Genomic DNA, 17,306 nt, shown 5'->3' with positions numbered 1-17,306 from the left:
CGTTCCATAGGCTAACAGATTCGAGCCTAGGTAATAGTTTGATGTCGTGGCGGTCGTATTGACTGGTAGAGTGGATTGCGTGAGGGGTACGACTCCACCCGCTGCATCCTTAAACATGACCCGTGCCACCCCTTCGGCGGCTCCGGTCGAGCCTGCGGATTTATCAATATCACCAATCATAATCCCCACCCCTTCCATGGCTTGGCTTAGGGTGATCACTAAGTTATAGCTTGCACTGCTACTCGGTGTGGTGGGGGTACTACTGAATTCAACTGGAGACCAACTGCTGCTCGTCCAAGGCGAGGTCAGCGTGGCAGAGCTAGTACGCCCTGCTGTCCCGCCGGAGCTGCCACTAGCGGCAAAGGCATAGGTGGCGGTTAGGCCTTGTGGGTTGCGAGTGCCACCAGAGGCGGTGAATGAGATCGGTAGCGTAGTACCGGCAGATTTCAGGGGTATAGCGCTAATATCATCCACAGCATATTGGCGGTAGGCGGTACACGCTGTAGCTGTCGTATTCGGTGTTGCACTGGTCTGAGCACTAATGGTCAGGGTATAGTCTTCGACTTCACCATTAGAGACAGCCGTAGCGGCACTGGTCGCGGTTAGGGTATCGGTGGTGAGACGGAAACGTGCATAGGTGCTACCGGCTACGGTATCGAGGGGTACCGACCAGTTCAGTGCCGCACTGGTACTGCCATTGGCTACGGTAACACTAGTATACTCATCGGCATCAAACACACCATTGCGGTCAAAGTCAATCCAGCCATGTAAAGTAGCTGTCTGTCCGGTGGTATTGGTTACTGCTGTACTCACACTATAGGTCATCATATCGGGGGATAGCGTGGGGAGGGTAACAATACCATCATCGGAGGCATTATCTGCATCGGTGACCATCGCAGTATCGGGCGTTATTTTACTACCTAATTGCAAGAGTCCTTTTTTAATCACATGGGTCGCTGTGCCATAAGAACTGGCAGCATCAGAGTAGTCTATCCGGCAGGTATCATTGATATGAATGCCCCACTCCACCCCAAAATCGACGATCCAAGTATACGCATAGGCAATACCATTAGCCGGCATCGTGAAACTAAGACTTGCAGCGGTATTATTACTGAGCATGTTATTATCAGCGTCTGACCCGCTACCAGGATAGCGCCCTAACACATTGCCTGATGAATCAAGTACCATAAATACATCATGATCCTCTTTACCTTGATCCTGAAAAACAATGGTTTCACTCGAACCAGGCGCTGCCTCAAGGCGGCTCACTAACACCCATGTTTCACCCTGACCTAACGATACAGATTTGTTAACCAGATCGGCAGGCTGATCACTAGGTGTTAGGGTCAGATTCCTAGTTGGAGCCGTACTATTACTGCGTGTAGGTATTTTACTACTGTTATAGGTCCACCCCGTCCCTGTATAATCGAGCCTATAGCTTGGCTCACCGGGGTAATCAGCGGTAAAGTTAAAAATCCATCCCGCAGCATTGACCGTACACATGCTACTAGGCACAGCTGGAACTGTCGGCAATGCTGCCATAAGCTGTGTTGATGCTCCCCACATCATCAAGATGAGGAAAAGTCTCAAAAAATATCTATTATTATAAATCACAATATCCCCCTCTAAAAAAATACGACAACATAGCGATCTTGTTGCACTGTATAAATCATTAATATTTTTACTATTCAAAGGATAACAACGAGTTTGCTTACCCTCTATGCTTCTTTTATCGGTCTCGTTAGAATAAACTTTTATTTATTTTTGCATTTAAATTAACTTAATTTTAATTGGTATTTCTAAATGAAAGCTGAATGGATCATAGCCAAGCGCTATGATTTCTTTACAAGGGTTATGATATTTTTATCGAGCCTTTTCACTCCCTGTAAGACCATAGACTACAAATACTAACATATAAAACAGATTTATAAATAACTATCATAAATAAATTAATATTTTAAAAATCAATAACTTGATTGAATATTATACCAATTTTATAAAAAACTAGCATTGATAAAAAATAATCTTTTGTAAATTTATCTCTAATTTTTATCAAAAAACAAAGACCTCCCCCTCTGTCGGGCATACGCAAATTGCTACCTATTACAGACCAGTGGTATAAGTAAAAAATGAATAAGTTAATGAAGTTTTTATGTTGCTAAAATCTATCCGTCTACTCTTACTACTGCTCGGACTGGGGTTTGGGCTATTCTGGCTCAGTAGTTATACCCATTACAGCACTATCGGCATTGACTCCGAAGCGCCACAGATGAAGCTAGGTAAGGTTCATTACACTTATTATCGCCTGTGGTGGCCGGGGAATGGTGCTGTTCTAATAGGGCGCGGACAAAGTATTCAAGCTTATGACCCAACCCGACACTATGATCGTTTTGATCCGGCGGGTACTTTTTTGCGTACTGACCGCCAGCATCAGCCTGCCGTGAAAACCAACTGGAATCGGCGTGGCTTTTGGCTAGTGCAGGAAGCAGAGCAGTTTTGGCTGGGGGTGCCTGCTTGGCTACCTGTGTTGATTATAGGGCTATTGTGGTGGGGTTTAGGTCGCTATGGGCGTAGCAAAGCTTATAATTAGGATGGCACATTGATCACGCAACGAAATCCAATGTGATTAGTCGCCGATTCTGGAGATTGCTCAGAACGCGCGGCGGGGCGGTAACGTTGGCAATAGCTAGGGGCACATAAAAACGAGCCGCCTTTCAGGACTTTACCACGCTGAGGTGAGACACCTATAGCGGGGGTACAACAAGGCTTCTTATGAGGCTGCTCATAGCTGTGATAGTCATCCTGAGTCCACTCCCATACATTGCCAATCATGTCATACAGACCATAACCATTCGGTGGATAAGAACCCACGGGCGCGGTGCCTGCATAGCCATCTAGGGCGAGATTTTGCCAAGGAAACTCACCCTGCCAAGTATTTGCCATATGCTTGCCATCGGGTACTAATTCATCGCCCCATGCATAAGCCGCCCCCACTAAACCACCTCGTGCGGCAAATTCCCATTGCGCCTCGGTCGCTAGGCTCTTTCCTGCCCAATGTGCATAGGCTAGTGCATCGGCATAAGCAATATGCACTACCGGATGCTTCATGCGTCCTTGTATGGTACTGCCTGCACCTTCGGGATGTTTCCAACAAGCACCTACAACAAAGCGCCACCACTGCCGAATATCACTTAGGTCAACCGGCCCGCGCGTCATCTGAAAAACCAAGGAACCCGCTGCTAATAGATCAGGATGAGCATGAGGTAATAATGCCGGATCTAACCCTCGCTCAGCCAAAGTTTGATAACCTGTGGCCTGCACAAAACGCTTAAAATCTGCATTAGTCACAGCATGGGTATCAATCCAGAAACCAGTAACACTGACCTCGTGAGCGGGGGCTTCCTCTGGGTAGAAGTTATCCGCCCCCATTAAAAAAGTACCACCCGAAATCCATGTCATTCCGGGTGGTACGCTTTGTTTGTGTTTAGTGGTCTGGTTTTTCATGCCCCGATTATTGGAGCCGAAACTTTTACCGTGCCTTAATATTAGCCAGCGCCACCGTCAATTGCTCCCGTGCTGCTAATGCGGCTGTGCGCTCAGCCATATTCATAGTATTCAGGCGCTTTTGATTGATGGGGCGGTTTTCATTGCGATCCTTGCTTACATCATAAAACTGACCGCTATCGTATAATTTCCAACGTTGATTACGTACATAAGCCTTGCCCCTGCCATCAATGGCGGAGCGTGTACCACTGTAATGACAGAATACCCATTCACGTTCATGCGCCGCCACACCTTTGAGTTGAGGTAGGAAGCTTTGACCATCAATCACGGGGCGCGGTATTTTAATACCTGTCGCGGTATCCACTAAGGTCGGTAAGAAATCGGTAAAATCCACTAAGGTATTAGTAGTAACACCCGCCGGTACTACCCCAGGCCACTGGGCTAAGAGCGGTACATGTGTCCCTGCATCCGTCATATCCGCCTTACCCCCACGCACTACACCATTAACCGTGCGGGTAGGCACCCCTGCCACCGTACCATTATCAGCAGTAAACAATACGAGGGTATTTTTGCTCAAACCACTGTCTTCGAGCTGTTGCATAATGCGCCCGACCAGCAGATCAGCATAATGCACCATATCATGAAATTCAGACCCCGAAGAGCGAATCGGTGGGCGGTGAAACGGTTCATGCGTCAAGAGCATGGGGTAATAGACAAAGAACGGCGCATTCGCATTGTCCCGAATAAAGCGCGTAATGAAATTAGTACAGACATCGGGACCATAGTCCTTTTTCGCAAATTCGGTCTGTACCCCATTAATATACAGATTAGGGTTATAATAACGACTACCTAGCCCTTCGGCTGTACCGCCAAAATGCCCCGGCTCCACACCATAGCGCATATTCCACACACAAGACTCATCAAACCCGAACTGACTCACCAGATTAGTACTTTCATAACCTGGCCAGCCAAGCTGCCATTTACCCGCAATACAAGTACGATAACCGACGGTTTTTAGAAAGTTGGCAAAGGTCACTTCCTTAGGATTAAGCCCACCGAAGCCTTCATAATTACGATCATTATATTGACCCGTCATAATCTGTACCCGTGACGGTGTACACAAAGGCTGGGCATAACAATGCTCAAACTTCATGCCCATGCTAGCCATTTTGTTCAGATTAGGGGTTTTAGTCTGTAGGCTGCCATAACATTCCAAGGCTTCCACACCCATATCATCTGCCATGATCAAGATAATATTCGGCATATCGGTCGGAGCACGCTGGGCAAAGGCTTCATGGGTAATGAGTGCGAGCGGTGTCATGGTCAATCCAGCCATACCAGTCAGGCCAGAGCGTAGGAATTGTCGTCTATTCATGGCTTATTATTCCTAATATTTATATTAATTAATTTTATAATTAAGCCGCAATATAGGGTTTATCATGTAGCCAACCCACTACCAAACCGCCCAACGTAGCAAGGCAGCCGACCAGTAGCATCATCATAAAATAGGGATTATTTAACTATATGAAAAAACAAGATATTGCAGGCATATTGGAGTTTCTAAGAGGTGCCGAACAGCTCAAAAATACCCTACGCTCAGGGAACACTTCAAATGGTCGACGCGAAAGTACCGCAGAACATACGTGGCGCTTATGTCTCATGATTCTATTGTTTGAGGATGAATATCCAGAGATCGATATTCTCAAGCTCATGAAAATCTGCATTATTCATGATTTAGGTGAAGCTATTAGTGGTGACATTCCAGCGGTGGATCAGATAGCAGGAAGCAATAAAGCGCTGGAAGAGCGCAAAGACCTAGAGCAACTACTCCAACCCCTACGCTCCGATCTACAAGAAAAAATTCTCCAGCTTTGGGATGAGTATGAACAAGCCACTTCTCCAGAGGCACGACTAGCTAAGGCTTTTGATAAACTCGAAACAGTTTTACAACATACCCAAGGCCAAAACCCACCCGATTTTGACTATGCCTTTAATCTGGCCTATGGGAAAAAATATACCGATCACGATGCACTGACCACTCAAATCCGAGCCATGATTGATAAAGACACTCAGGCACTGGCAGAAAATAGCCCGTCTGTTTAAAAATGAAACCTAATATTGGATAAAACACCATGAACGAGCTTCCCCCATCTACTTGGTATCAAGATCATGTTGAGCCACTGATTGCTGAGCATGGTATGTTTCCCCCGCCTTGGATCTATCTACCAGAGGCTTATCCTTATTCGATTGCTTGGCGCATGGGTGGGGGCGAGAGCTTTATTGGGCGCTTTTGGCAATGGTGGAATGAGGCTCAAATGAGTGAGGCTCAACGGATTGAGTATTTTAAATACTTCTCTCCACCGCCACGCTGGTATGAATGGGTCGCTGATGCGATTTGGGACTTAGACCCCTTTGAGCTGGAGGAGCCAGAAACATTTGATTATCAACCCTATTTCGAGCGGCTGAGTGCTTTAGGATTTGAAGGTGTTGATCAGTTTAAGGCGGATCTTCAGCGCGAAGATTCTTAATCCTACCACTTAACCTTAATATTAACCTCCTAAATAAATAGGCGACATAGTTAAACTAAATTCTATTGATTTTTAATAAAAAATCAATAGGTTGTAATTTGCTCTATCTACTATTTAATTGGTGGGTTAATATAATATGATAGATAGTCTAAATTTTTTTAGTTATTTTATCAATCAATCTAATACAGTAATAAACTGTATCTTTATCTTCTGGTAGATAATTATTTTCTTTATCAATATAATCTAAATATTCTTTTATAATAAGAATTGGTTCCTTTAGAGCGTCATATAAATCATCTAACTCAGGGTATTTTTTTATAAAACCTCTCATAATTTCAACATTCATCTTTAAAAGACTAAGTGAATCACTATCACAATATTTATAATTACCATCTCCATCCATAGTTTTTTTTATAAAATTAGAGTAATAATAATTAATATCTGCTATTTCTTTTATTTTTTTATCAATATCTCTATTTTCTTTCATATTAAAAGCTAAGTTTTGTAATAAAGTTGCATGTAGATGATAGATACTTTGATTACGTAATTTTTTAATCAACAACCTTTGCTTGTCTAGATTTTCTACTTCTTTCTTAATATCCAACATAGATATCTCCAAGTTTTTCAAAAAATCTTTAGCTTGATTATAAGTACCCTGTATAGCCACCAAATAATAAGCGGTTACAACAACTATCACTAAAGTTATTATAGCCACACCTTGATTAAATATTGTTTTTGACTCTTGAGCTTCACGTGCTATTATGTTTACAGCATCTACTTGTATAAAAATAGCATTGATATAGATTAAAATTATCCAAACCACATTAACAAATATGAGCATAGCAAAAAGATTAATTATATCCAAACTATAAAGTTGCCTTTCATTTTCAGGATATCTAAGAGCATATCTTTTTCTTAGATAAATATTTCTAAACCAAACCCCTAAAAATAAACTTAATGCAAATGTCATTGATAATAATGGATCAATTTGATCTAATCTTTTTCCTAATTGAACATAAGAATAGATAAATAAAAAAACCAATAACAAGATGGGTATTGCGTATTTTTTTATCAATGGAATTAAAAAGAGAATACATTTATTTTTTCTAGCCAAGACTAAACATTTTTTGTATTTGTAATATAAACTCATAACTAATTACCACTACCTAAATAGCACTTAAATCTTTTAACCACTCTTCAAAAAATACAACATCTAAGTCATATTTACTGATAAAAATATACCAATCATTTTCTGAATCAAAAAAATTAATAATTTCATTATTAATTATATCCCTATAAGCACTAAATAATCTTATTTGATTTATTTTTATTTTTTTATTTAATAAATATCTCGCCAAAGCAAAACCACATACATCACTTCTAGCACCCCTATATTCGCCCCAAACATCTGCATTATTTAATCCCCTAGGTACTGGCATTCTGACATCTAATAAAAACAGATACTTACTTAACTCATCACTATCTAAATGAACCACCTCATTAAAAAAAGCATCTACTGCTCCCTCACCACAGTACATATTTTTATTATTGAAATCTATTTTTTTTTGGTTTTTATTCAAAATCTCAATATAACTCTTAATAAATTTCTTCATACCTCTTTCATCATCAACATAATATAAGCCTAGCATTTTAATCTATCTCTACTACTGGTATTGTTAATAAAAAAGTTTGTTTATAATGACTACCTTCTAGCAATGGCCTTAATGCTTCACATGTCATACCATGTTTATCGCATAAAATTTTTACTACAGCTAAACCCAATCCTCCACCGGAATTTTGCTTTGTATTTTTCGATCTAAAATAAGGTAAAAATATCTTTTTTCTATCTGTATCATTCATAGCACCACTTGTCATATTAGATATATAAACTTTTACTGTTTTTTCATCTTTATAATGCTCCATATTGATGGATACAGTACTATAATCGTGAGATGTATATTTTATTGCATTATGCAATAAATTAAAAATTATTTCGATCAAAGCACTTAACAACTCTTTTTTTACCAATAATTCTCTAGCTATTTTATCATAAAGCGAAGTTCCCTTAGCAGGACTAATTTCTATAATTATCTCATTATTTTTAGCTAAAACATACAAAAAATGTAATTTACTTAATATTTTATCTAAATTAGCATCCTCTAATTTTTCATTTTTTTTTGTAGACCCTGACTCTGAACTCCATCCTTGAGCTTGATTAAGAACTTTAATATTCTCTACCATATAATGTAATAATTTTGTGTTAGCATACATATCTTCTACATTTTTTATATCTTCTTTAGATAGTTTTTTATATTCCTTCTCTATTATTTGTAGGGGGGTTGCTAGCTCATGAACTATAGCTCGATTAAATAGTTCTTTTGCTCTTTCTGCATTTTCCCATAATAATAAAGGTGAAAGTCTTTGTGCGGCATGTTTTAATAAACGCACACGATATTCATTAAAATAATTTTTTTCTTTTGCATGCACTATCATTAAGTAATCTCTTTTATGTGCCTTAAAGTGTACTCCCACCCAAGAACCTATTTCACCTAACCACTGCTTTCTTTTTTCATTAGTAGCATATGAGCTTATTGAGACTATACCTTTTTCTTTAATCCAATTTTGAAAATCTTGAATAATATAGCCCGCACCAGTCTCTGAGTCTAAGGCCTCTTTAAATGGGGATAAATTATTAAAATATTGTATTTTTTTTCTATCTTCCGCTATCTCTCCAACCCCACTTATGACATGAAGCTGATCATAGTCCTCTGCTCGTAAAAAGTACCAATTTATTAAATCTTGACTATTATGTATTTTATTATTATGAATATTGGCAATACTATTCCAAAATTTATTTTTCAACAATTTTATAACTTCATCCACATTAGTAGACTCAGAACTCTCAATATTATTTTTCATTACAATAGAAATAATGGTATTCCACTCACGCAGCTTATTTCCTATGCTGTTATTAAGTAATTTAAATAATTTTGGTACTAATTGCTCTGTGAAATAACCTTTTGTCTCTTTCATTTCCACATGAGTTAATGGAGCTAAACCAGAAGAGTTATCATCAATAATACTAAATGCTAAAACAGCTTCAGCAGATAAATGATCTGCACGTTGGTCAATAGCTAATAAACCTAATACAGTCATTTTTTCATTAGTATCTTTTCCTTTTATAGGTATTAAAGCTCTTGTACCAGCTTCTCCCCACTCAATAGTTGAACATAGGTAATTTTCCCCATCATCTTTAACCTCATTGAGTGTATAAAAATCACCATCACTGAGCAGTCCATCAGATAGTATTTTAAATATATGCTCTGAGTTAGGATTTTCTTTTTTACAAATCAACTGTCGATCAAACCAATTATCTCCCTCAATAAAGCCACCTCCTGACTCATAAAGCGGTTTAAGTATATAAGACTTTCTCAAGCCTTTATCTTTGTCATCACTATAAAGCCTCATAACCTTATAAAGACGTACTCTAGTAATGCCCCACTTTTTAAGATGGACTGAGGCTTTACCCATAAATACTGATAAATCATCATGGGCACTTAATGGAGTACTTAAGTACTCTTGCGACATGACTTGTCGAGTTAACCAATAATATCCTTGAGTATCATAAAGGCGAGAATGAATCCAATTTTTTACATCATCATTCCAGTCCTCTCTTGAGGACATTCTAATAGCCGAGTTTTCACGCTGCTTCTCATCTAAATCTAACTTTAGTAACTTCAAATTTACCTTTTGCCTATCCTCAAAAGGTATCGAAAACGGCATATATTCTGAACTTTTATTTCCAATAATTAAATCTATACTATTATTTTTTCTATGAATAGTTACAGCCGGTGTTAATCCATTAAAAGCCGACCATAAAATATCTTTTTTCGATGTACATTCACTAACCATATCAGAGCCCTCACATACTACTAATTCTTTTTTATTGTCAACATTTCTTAAGTCATCATTTACCTTAGCCAAATCAATGGGTTTTTGATAAATACGATTAAATCCATAGCTCTCTCCAACTGATAAATCTAAAGCCGAAACAAATAAAACTTTATCTTTAACTTTATGTTTATCCAACAGATCTATTATTTTTTTAATAAACTTTAACTTTCCATCTAAAATAATATAATCAAAATCTTTAGACAAAGAACAATCAATTTCTTCTAAATCATTCACCCTAGACGACTCTACCTGCCAATTAAAGTAATCAGCAAACGTCTGTATATTATCATTAAAACTCTGATCATCATCTATCACTAGTATTTTTAAAGTATCCATAACAATATTCCTCATACTAAGCTAAGAGGTATTTTAATCTTAAACGCACAGCCTAATCCTATTAGGTTTTCGTTCAACAATATAGAGCCTTGAGCTTTTTTCAATAACTCATTAGATAGCCAAAGACCTATACCATGCTTCCCTTCAATACTATTAGCACTTGAATAACCTATTTTAAATAATCTATCTAGATTACGTGTATGAATCCCTGGGCCATTATCCTGAACCACTATATTCAATAAAGTGTTATTTATGCTATTTTCTAATGAAATATAAAGGCTCACTAATCTATTTTCATTACGATAATGATGTTTATCACCATTGAGTATTAAATTTACTATTACAGTAGTAATAATTGCACTAGGTATGCCTAGAGTGATATCGGGTATTTTTCCCACTTTAAGCACAGTATTACTCTCTGAAAAAGATGATTGAACCAAACGTGTTACTTGTTTAATAACATCTGCTAATCTAACAGGACTAGTACGATGGCTTAAACCACTTAATAAAACATCCATTAGCTCAGCAGCTTGATGGGTTTGCTCTTTTATACGGCTACTGATGCTTTTAAGCTTTGAAAGATTGACATCATTACGCTCTATCATGAGACTTATTAAGCTACTATCATTCATTAAAATATTTAAATAGTTTTTATACTCATGAGCCAAACTATGTACTAATACACCACTACTAATAAAATTAGCATGATGGTCCACCCAACCTCGCCATGCTTTATCATTTAAGCCTTGGATAACTAATTGACTAATTAAACCATCATAATTACTACTACTATTTCTATAGCCGATACCTAAAATATACTTAGATTCACTACTAATGCTAAGCAATTGCCAAGTCGTCCTGTAGTTATGTAACCCTAGCAGAGTATCTTTCTCTCCAGCAGCGACACTATAACTTAATTCATTACAGCTACCATTCATCAAAACAGATAAATCAGAATGTTGCTCAATATGAGCTAAATCATCTGCATTAAAAGGCATCGCACCTGCACCAACACTCCAAACCAAGTCCCTATTTATACTAATCTCTAGTAGTATAATGAAATTAGCCAGCCCTTGATAAACTATCTCATGTATTAACTCCGGTAGTTCTTTAGTGCGATTAGGCTGAGCTAATTGTGCTAAATTATTATAATAAGGTGATGTACGCCACAAATCATCACTTTCATCGTTATCTAATAAATTAAGTAACTGATCTATTCTGATTGGCCTAACCAAAAAACCCTTTAAAAAAGGTAGTTTTTTACGAGCATAGTCCACATCTTTTTGCTCAATATAACTAGAAATCAAAGCAAAACTAGGCAATATTGTTATATTATCTTCAGTTAACAGCTTATAGGTCTGATCAACCAACTCTGTCCCTTGATAAATCTGTGGCAAAGCATAGTCAACTAAGATCAAATCAATATCATTATTTAATTTTATTTTTTCATATAGATGCTTAGCTGCAATACCGATTTTTCCATGAGCAACTTGAATATAATCTATATCTGCTCCATTTTTCTCTAAAAGCTCACATAGTGTCTTAAGCTTTTCTTCAGTATCATCTAAAACAATAATTTTTTTACCTAGCAATGGATTTTCTAGATTACTCAGGCTTAATATATTTAAATTTCTGTCTTTGAAGATTTGCAATTCTGGTTTAGAGGCCAAATAAGAAGTAGAGCTATCAGTTTTATAATAAAAACTAAGATCTCGATGGTGAATACACTTAATTAGACTGGCTTCTGAAAAAAGAGGGAGCTGTTTTAAATCGGTAATCTCAAGTTCAACCCAATCATCTATCCATAGGGCTAAACGTTTACTAGCTGGGTTAATAGGATGCTCTGTTAAACTACCATCCTCCCAAGGTATTTCTTCTAACGGTAAATAGACTCGTGTATCGGGTTGTTGATAGCCTGTTTCATCAGGATGAAGCTGTACGTAATAACCTATAAGACTGCCCGCTTTCAGAACCTCAGCGACAACTTGCCCTTTAACAACCATCCCTATTGTTAGAGACTCCTCATCTGTCCTATCCACCCAACGCTCATGCACATAATAAACACCACCATCCTCGGCACGTCGATGTGTGACTAATACTTTGAGTTCTTTACCGACCTGATATTGACTCAACTGCCCCATAAGTTGCTCGGACTTCCAAGCCTTACTATCACTTTGATATAAGCGTAATAATTGTCCGGTATCTGAGTGGAGATCACAGTTATTGAGATGCTGTGCCACAATGCGAGCAGTGATCACCTGATTAATCAAATTCACTAGCGGGGTATGTTGCATGCTGAATCTCACATGAACAATGATTAAACAAACATAGCAATAATTACTAACCCTGTCTAGTCAAAGTAGATTGTTTTTTAACTAAGAATCAAACACTTCCCACCCTGCTTTAATTCGCAGTGCCGTAGTCAGAAAACACAGAGCTGCAAACCCATAGGCGAATACGGCAAAATAGGCAGGGAATAAACACATCAATATAAATACCGCAATCGTTTCAGTGGCCTCGGTTAGCCCACCTAAATAATAAAAACCCTTTTCAGGGTAATGGGTACTATTCAAACCCCGTTTGGCGGCGATGATTGCAAACGCTAAAAAGCTGCAACCCGTACCAATAAAAGCATAAATCAATACCGCAGCCGCTAAAGCATTCTGGGCTGGATCTGCTAATGCAAAGCCTAAAGGAATAGCAGAATAAAACAAAAAATCTAACACAATATCTAAAAAGGCTCCCCGATCACTAGGTTTGCTAGATCTAGCCATAACACCGTCTAGACCATCAGCTAGTCTATTTAACATAATTAAAATTATAGAAAATGAATAATATTCAAAAGCTAAGGCTGGTAGTGCTAGCATGCCTAGCAAAAACCCAGTAACGGTTACTTGATTAGGTGTTATTCCCCAGCTCAATAGGCGCTTAGCGACTGCCTGCAGGGTTGGTTTTACCTGCGCCAAAATCATCTTATCTAGCATCTCATTCCTCCTTTGCTACTAATTCCACCACACGCCCACCTAGGGGCACATCGTCCTCATCATGCGTCACTAATAACACGGGAATATTCAATGCTTGCACCTGTGTAAACACCCACTCCCGCACCTGCGAGCGTAAGGCACGATCTAATTTAGCAAATGGCTCATCCAATAATAAGGCTTGGGGTTCTGCCAAAATCGCTCGTAACACACTGACCCGCGAGCGCTGCCCTCCCGACAGTGTGGCGGGATCACGCTCATAAAATCCAGCTAACCCCACCTGCTCTAATACCTGCTCAATACGCTCCCGTCGCGTTTTACCTTGCACAGTTTTAGGCAAGGCAAAAGCCAAATTCTGCCCCACATTCCAGTGTGGAAATAACAGATCCTCTTGAAAAATAATCCCAATACAGCGTTTTTCTATTGGTATATGATCTAATACTTGCCCATTTAATTGTAAATGTCCTTGCGCTTGAAATGCCTCAGGTAATACCCCTAAAATCCAACTCAATAGGGTTGATTTACCGCTGCCCGACGCCCCCATGAGTGTCACTATTTCACCATTAGGGATGGTGAGATTGAAATCTTTAATTAATACTTGTTGATTTTTTACAATCGACACTTGGCTTAATTGCAACATCATTTCAACCCCCTGCGATTCCGTGCTTGCCAAAAGGCTAAACTACTCATCAGCATAAACACCAACCAAGGTAATAAAGCTTGCCCTAAGGCATACACCGCCAACGTGCGCCGATTGCCTCCCGCGCTTAAAGCCACCGCTTCGGTCGTCATGGTAGTAATCCGCCCTGCCCCCAGCATGACTGTGGGCAAATACTGCGCGACACTCACCGCAAACCCTACCGCCACTGCAGCACTAATCGGACGCCCTAGCATCGGTAATTTGACCCGCCAAAACACTTGCCACCGTGCATAACCTAGTGCTCTAGCTGCAATCTCAAAACGCGTATCAAAACTTCGATAGGCTCCCGCTAATACCAATAGCACATAGGGCAACACCCACCATAAATGACTCCAAACCAAGGCTACATAGGTACTTTCAAGCCCGAAACGAATCACCACCGTATACTGAGCCACCACTAAAGGCACGGCAGGCAAACATAAAGCACCATACCACCACTCACTGGATAACTGCGGAAAAGCCTCTAACCAGATTAGCGTCACTATGACCGCTATGACGCTACTTGCCGCCCCCAACAATAGGGTATTACCCAATAAGCTCCCGTCGAATTGCCACCATGCTTTTAATGTCCAACGCTGGGGTAATAAATCTGGGAAAAACCACTGCTCCGCCACCGACCACAGCGCTAATAACAATAAGGCTAGCCAGCCACTTAACACCACTAGGCTTACTATGCCTGTTGCCTTAAAAGGTAAGGGAAAAGTCCGCCAGCGCTGACCAGAAGGGGTTTGATTGAGTAATACTAAGAGTTTATAACCTAACCAGCCCATCAGACTGATCCCCACCATGATCAGCATTAATAACACCGACACCGCACTACCCAGCGCATAATAGTGTGGATCATTATCATGCAGCCATTGCCAACCCAACACTGCCAAAGGCGGCGGGGTGCTCGGAGCCAGAATAACCGCCATATCCACCACGGACACACTATAAGCCAATACCGCCGCCAAAGCGCCAGCTAAACGCGGCAAAACTTGTGGTAAGAGTACCTGTAGCCAGATCTGTAAACGACCATAACCTAGGCTCTGAGCCACGTGTAAAGCACGTAGAATATGCTGCTGTTGGAGTGCCGCTGCTAAGACCCAGAGCAAAAACCAACTTTCTTTTAAAGCTAGTGCCAGCATTAAACTCAGCGCATAGGGGTCTTGTGGTGTTAGCCATAAAGGGGGGTTAGTCCACTCCAATAAGGGGGCTAAAAGACGGGCGATGAATCCGGTGGGCGCAATAAGAAAGCTTAACCCTACGGCAAAGGCGGCATGGGGAAAGGCTAATAGCACCGCTAAACGACGGGTTAACCACTGCCATATTCGACTCGGATACAGCGCTATGACACTGCTTATAGCCAGTAATAAAGCCAGCACAGTAGAGCCTAAGGCTGAAATCAGGGTATGGCGTAAAGCGCCGAATACTTGCGGCTCTTGGCATAAAGCCTGCCACACCGCCAGATTCATAGCCGGCTGTAATACTCCGCCCAAAGCCCAAAGTACCGGCAGGAATATCACACTCATGCCGAGTATTGCTAGCCAGCGCAAGATTTATTGACTACCGTAACGCTTTAGCCATTCCGCCTCTAACGCTTCCACCCAAGAGGCATGCGGTTCGGGTAAGGTGGGTATCTTTTCGGTGAGAGCGCCTTTCGCCTGACTTGTCATCATGGCTTGCTGCTCAGGGGTAAGCTTACTGATATCTAATACGCTCGGATCACCCCACACTGTCACATCCGCCTTACGTGCTTGCGCTTCGGGTGAGAGTAGAAAATTAGCTACGACTTGCGCCCCCTCTTTGGCTTTGGCATTGCTGGGAATTGCTAGAAAATGCACATTGCCAATAGTGCCCTTGCTAAAACCAAAGCTATAACTGCTATCGGGTAATTGACCACTTTCAATTAAATTCGCGGCTTCATTAGGGTTAAAGGTTAGGGCTAACAGCAATTCGCCATCGGCTAATAAAGGAATCATATCGGCTTGAGTCGCGGGAAATGTTTTGCCTTCACGCCAAGCGACTGGATGAAATTCGTCTAAATAATCCCATAGGGGCTTAGTCTGCTCGGCCCAGCGGGCACTATCCACAGGCTGCTGTAGCACTTTAGGATCAGGAGTTAATTCGGTCAGTAATTGCTTAAGAAAAGTAGTCCCATGAAAAGCTGGTGGCTTAGGATAGGTCACACGTCCCGGATGCGCTTTAGCAAAACTCAGCCATTCGGCGGCAGAGCGCGGTGGAGTCGGAACCTTAGCTTGATCTGCCATAAAGGTTAATTGTGCAGTACCCCACGGGGCTTCTAGATTATCAGTGCTTTCAGAAAAATCTTGGCGCACGGGTTTAGCTACATCCACATACTGCCAATTCGGCAACGACTCAACCCAATTACCATAGAGTGCATTCGCTTGTTTGAGAGCTTTAAAGTTTTCACCATTGACCCAGATTAAATCCACTGTTCCATCGGTATTACGTCCGGCGTCGAGCTCGGTTTTAATGCGTTTCACCACCTCGGCGGCATCGGTGATTTTGACGTGTTTTAAAGTCACACCATACCGTTTTTGCGTTTCTTGCGCCGCCCAATCCAGATAACGATTAATACTCTCGCCCCCACCCCAAGCATTAAAATACACGGTTTGGCCTTTGGCTTTAGACTCGATACTCGCCCAATCCTCGGCCTGCACCGCTGTTGTCAGCCATAGTCCCATTAAACACGCTAACCCTGCTCGCTTTATATTCATCCCTCTTCCCCAAGCAATACCATCATTTGTCAAAAAATAGCTATTAAGTAGATATGCCAAAGTAATCGAGTATTTCTTCCGCAGTCGCTGTAAATACATCCCTGTACGCTACAAGGCGGCATCCCTGCCGCCAAGACTGCTCCAGAAATACTCGATTACTTTGGCTCAAATACTTATATTCTATTAAACCACTAGCGATTTTACCTCTACTCTAGCGCGAAACCAGAATTTGTTACCGGAACAGCCGTAAAGCCCCTTGCTTCAGCTAGGGGATATCAGGCTATCGGCGACAGCCGATGAAAGGTAGTACTACAGTAATAGCAGTTAGCACCTTTTGTAGTATAATCAACATCATGAAATCAGTAACTCACCTCAAAACTCTCAAAGTTCGCATCAAGGATAAGCACAAGCCTATTCTTGAGCGTATGGCGTTTGAGGTGAATCAGGTCTGGAATGCAGCCAATGAAGAAACCGCCTATTATTCACATTTTTTCATTCCGGAGTTTGGTTTTCACTCGCTTTATCTCAGTGCGTATGACCTGCAAAGCCAACTCAAAGGTATTAAGGCAGAACGTGGCTTTAT

Annotated in this window: 14 protein-coding genes and 1 pseudogene; 4 read left to right on the top strand and 11 right to left on the bottom strand. The window is 40.6% G+C overall.

What is annotated here, in order from left to right; translation table 11 throughout:
• The coding region (locus tag A3IK_RS0113510; RefSeq protein WP_026220975.1) for a GEVED domain-containing protein at positions 1 to 1,542 on the bottom strand (1,542 nt) is incomplete at its 3' end.
• A 610-nt stretch (positions 1,543 to 2,152) separates the two neighbouring features.
• Here A3IK_RS0113510 and A3IK_RS0113505 point away from each other — a divergent pair.
• Positions 2,153 to 2,590 (top strand): hypothetical protein, encoded by a 438-nt coding sequence (locus tag A3IK_RS0113505; protein ID WP_020560515.1) that lies wholly within the window; start codon positions 2,153 to 2,155, stop codon positions 2,588 to 2,590.
• Here A3IK_RS0113505 and A3IK_RS19485 read toward each other — a convergent pair.
• Both A3IK_RS19485 and A3IK_RS19480 read right to left on the bottom strand, forming a co-directional pair.
• Complete coding sequence (locus tag A3IK_RS19485; protein WP_040849253.1) at positions 2,587 to 3,504, bottom strand: formylglycine-generating enzyme family protein; 918 nt, start codon at positions 3,502 to 3,504, stop codon at positions 2,587 to 2,589. The two genes, A3IK_RS0113505 and A3IK_RS19485, sit on opposite strands and share 4 nt — an antisense overlap.
• A 25-nt stretch (positions 3,505 to 3,529) precedes the next feature.
• A complete protein-coding gene (locus A3IK_RS19480) occupies positions 3,530 to 4,879 on the bottom strand; it encodes a sulfatase family protein (protein ID WP_020560513.1) in 1,350 nt (449 codons plus the stop codon).
• 149 nt (positions 4,880 to 5,028) lie between these two features.
• Between A3IK_RS19480 and A3IK_RS0113490 the strand changes: the two genes are divergently transcribed.
• Together A3IK_RS0113490 and A3IK_RS0113485 are read left to right on the top strand one after the other, a co-directional pair.
• The gene (locus tag A3IK_RS0113490; RefSeq protein WP_020560512.1) at positions 5,029 to 5,607 is read left to right on the top strand and encodes an HD domain-containing protein; all 579 of its coding nucleotides are present in this window, start codon (positions 5,029 to 5,031) and stop codon (positions 5,605 to 5,607) included.
• A 29-nt stretch (positions 5,608 to 5,636) separates the two neighbouring features.
• Entirely contained in the window at positions 5,637 to 6,032 is a 396-nt protein-coding gene (locus A3IK_RS0113485) for a hypothetical protein (RefSeq protein WP_020560511.1), read from the top strand.
• A 148-nt stretch (positions 6,033 to 6,180) separates the two neighbouring features.
• Here the strand turns inward: A3IK_RS0113485 and A3IK_RS0113480 are convergent, their stop codons facing one another.
• The 8 genes from A3IK_RS0113480 to A3IK_RS0113445 all read right to left on the bottom strand — a co-directional run bounded on the left by A3IK_RS0113480 (position 6,181) and on the right by A3IK_RS0113445 (position 16,723).
• Entirely contained in the window at positions 6,181 to 7,182 is a 1,002-nt protein-coding gene (locus A3IK_RS0113480) for a hypothetical protein (RefSeq protein ID WP_020560510.1), read from the bottom strand.
• A 16-nt stretch (positions 7,183 to 7,198) separates the two neighbouring features.
• On the bottom strand, positions 7,199 to 7,681 hold the full coding sequence (locus A3IK_RS0113475) for a hypothetical protein (protein ID WP_020560509.1): 483 nt from the start codon (positions 7,679 to 7,681) through the stop codon (positions 7,199 to 7,201).
• Position 7,682: 1 nt separating this feature from the next.
• Complete coding sequence (locus A3IK_RS0113470; protein ID WP_020560508.1) at positions 7,683 to 10,322, bottom strand: sensor histidine kinase; 2,640 nt, start codon at positions 10,320 to 10,322, stop codon at positions 7,683 to 7,685.
• A gap of 11 nt (positions 10,323 to 10,333) precedes the next feature.
• On the bottom strand, positions 10,334 to 12,616 hold the full coding sequence (locus A3IK_RS0113465) for an ATP-binding protein (RefSeq protein ID WP_020560507.1): 2,283 nt from the start codon (positions 12,614 to 12,616) through the stop codon (positions 10,334 to 10,336).
• 81 nt (positions 12,617 to 12,697) lie between these two features.
• The gene (locus A3IK_RS0113460) at positions 12,698 to 13,306 is read right to left on the bottom strand and encodes a CDP-alcohol phosphatidyltransferase family protein (RefSeq protein ID WP_020560506.1); all 609 of its coding nucleotides are present in this window, start codon (positions 13,304 to 13,306) and stop codon (positions 12,698 to 12,700) included.
• 1 nt (position 13,307) lies between these two features.
• Positions 13,308 to 13,946: an ATP-binding cassette domain-containing protein gene (locus A3IK_RS0113455; RefSeq protein WP_020560505.1), complete on the bottom strand. Its 639-nt coding sequence runs from the start codon at positions 13,944 to 13,946 to the stop codon at positions 13,308 to 13,310.
• On the bottom strand, positions 13,943 to 15,514 hold the full coding sequence (locus A3IK_RS0113450) for an ABC transporter permease (RefSeq protein ID WP_020560504.1): 1,572 nt from the start codon (positions 15,512 to 15,514) through the stop codon (positions 13,943 to 13,945). Before A3IK_RS0113450 ends, A3IK_RS0113455 begins: the two co-directional genes overlap by 4 nt.
• Positions 15,515 to 15,541: 27 nt before the next feature.
• A complete protein-coding gene (locus A3IK_RS0113445; RefSeq protein WP_020560503.1) occupies positions 15,542 to 16,723 on the bottom strand; it encodes an ABC transporter substrate-binding protein in 1,182 nt (393 codons plus the stop codon).
• A gap of 353 nt (positions 16,724 to 17,076) precedes the next feature.
• On the opposite strand from A3IK_RS0113445, the pseudogene A3IK_RS19475 reads away from it, so the two are divergent.
• Positions 17,077 to 17,306 (top strand): annotated as a pseudogene (locus A3IK_RS19475) (RNA-guided endonuclease InsQ/TnpB family protein); the annotation flags it as partial.

Origin of the sequence: Thiofilum flexile DSM 14609 (assembly GCF_000380185.1) — a bacterium.
GTDB lineage: Bacteria > Pseudomonadota > Gammaproteobacteria > Thiotrichales > Thiotrichaceae > Thiofilum > Thiofilum flexile.
Note: the sequence above shows the minus strand (reverse complement) of the source record. Positions and strands in the feature narration are given on the sequence as shown.

What these genes read in the sequence shown, in the direction of transcription:
- A3IK_RS0113505 (WP_020560515.1), top strand. Translation starts at nt 2,153, where the DNA reads ATGTTGCTAAAATCTATCCGTCTACTCTTACTACTGCTCGGACTGGGG.
- A3IK_RS19485 (WP_040849253.1), bottom strand. Translation starts at nt 3,504, where the DNA reads ATGAAAAACCAGACCACTAAACACAAACAAAGCGTACCACCCGGAATG.
- A3IK_RS19480 (WP_020560513.1), bottom strand. Translation starts at nt 4,879, where the DNA reads ATGAATAGACGACAATTCCTACGCTCTGGCCTGACTGGTATGGCTGGA.
- A3IK_RS0113490 (WP_020560512.1), top strand. Translation starts at nt 5,029, where the DNA reads ATGAAAAAACAAGATATTGCAGGCATATTGGAGTTTCTAAGAGGTGCC.
- A3IK_RS0113485 (WP_020560511.1), top strand. Translation starts at nt 5,637, where the DNA reads ATGAACGAGCTTCCCCCATCTACTTGGTATCAAGATCATGTTGAGCCA.
- A3IK_RS0113480 (WP_020560510.1), bottom strand. Translation starts at nt 7,182, where the DNA reads ATGAGTTTATATTACAAATACAAAAAATGTTTAGTCTTGGCTAGAAAA.
- A3IK_RS0113475 (WP_020560509.1), bottom strand. Translation starts at nt 7,681, where the DNA reads ATGCTAGGCTTATATTATGTTGATGATGAAAGAGGTATGAAGAAATTT.
- A3IK_RS0113470 (WP_020560508.1), bottom strand. Translation starts at nt 10,322, where the DNA reads ATGGATACTTTAAAAATACTAGTGATAGATGATGATCAGAGTTTTAAT.
- A3IK_RS0113465 (WP_020560507.1), bottom strand. Translation starts at nt 12,616, where the DNA reads ATGCAACATACCCCGCTAGTGAATTTGATTAATCAGGTGATCACTGCT.
- A3IK_RS0113460 (WP_020560506.1), bottom strand. Translation starts at nt 13,306, where the DNA reads ATGCTAGATAAGATGATTTTGGCGCAGGTAAAACCAACCCTGCAGGCA.
- A3IK_RS0113455 (WP_020560505.1), bottom strand. Translation starts at nt 13,946, where the DNA reads ATGATGTTGCAATTAAGCCAAGTGTCGATTGTAAAAAATCAACAAGTA.
- A3IK_RS0113450 (WP_020560504.1), bottom strand. Translation starts at nt 15,514, where the DNA reads ATGAGTGTGATATTCCTGCCGGTACTTTGGGCTTTGGGCGGAGTATTA.
- A3IK_RS0113445 (WP_020560503.1), bottom strand. Translation starts at nt 16,723, where the DNA reads ATGAATATAAAGCGAGCAGGGTTAGCGTGTTTAATGGGACTATGGCTG.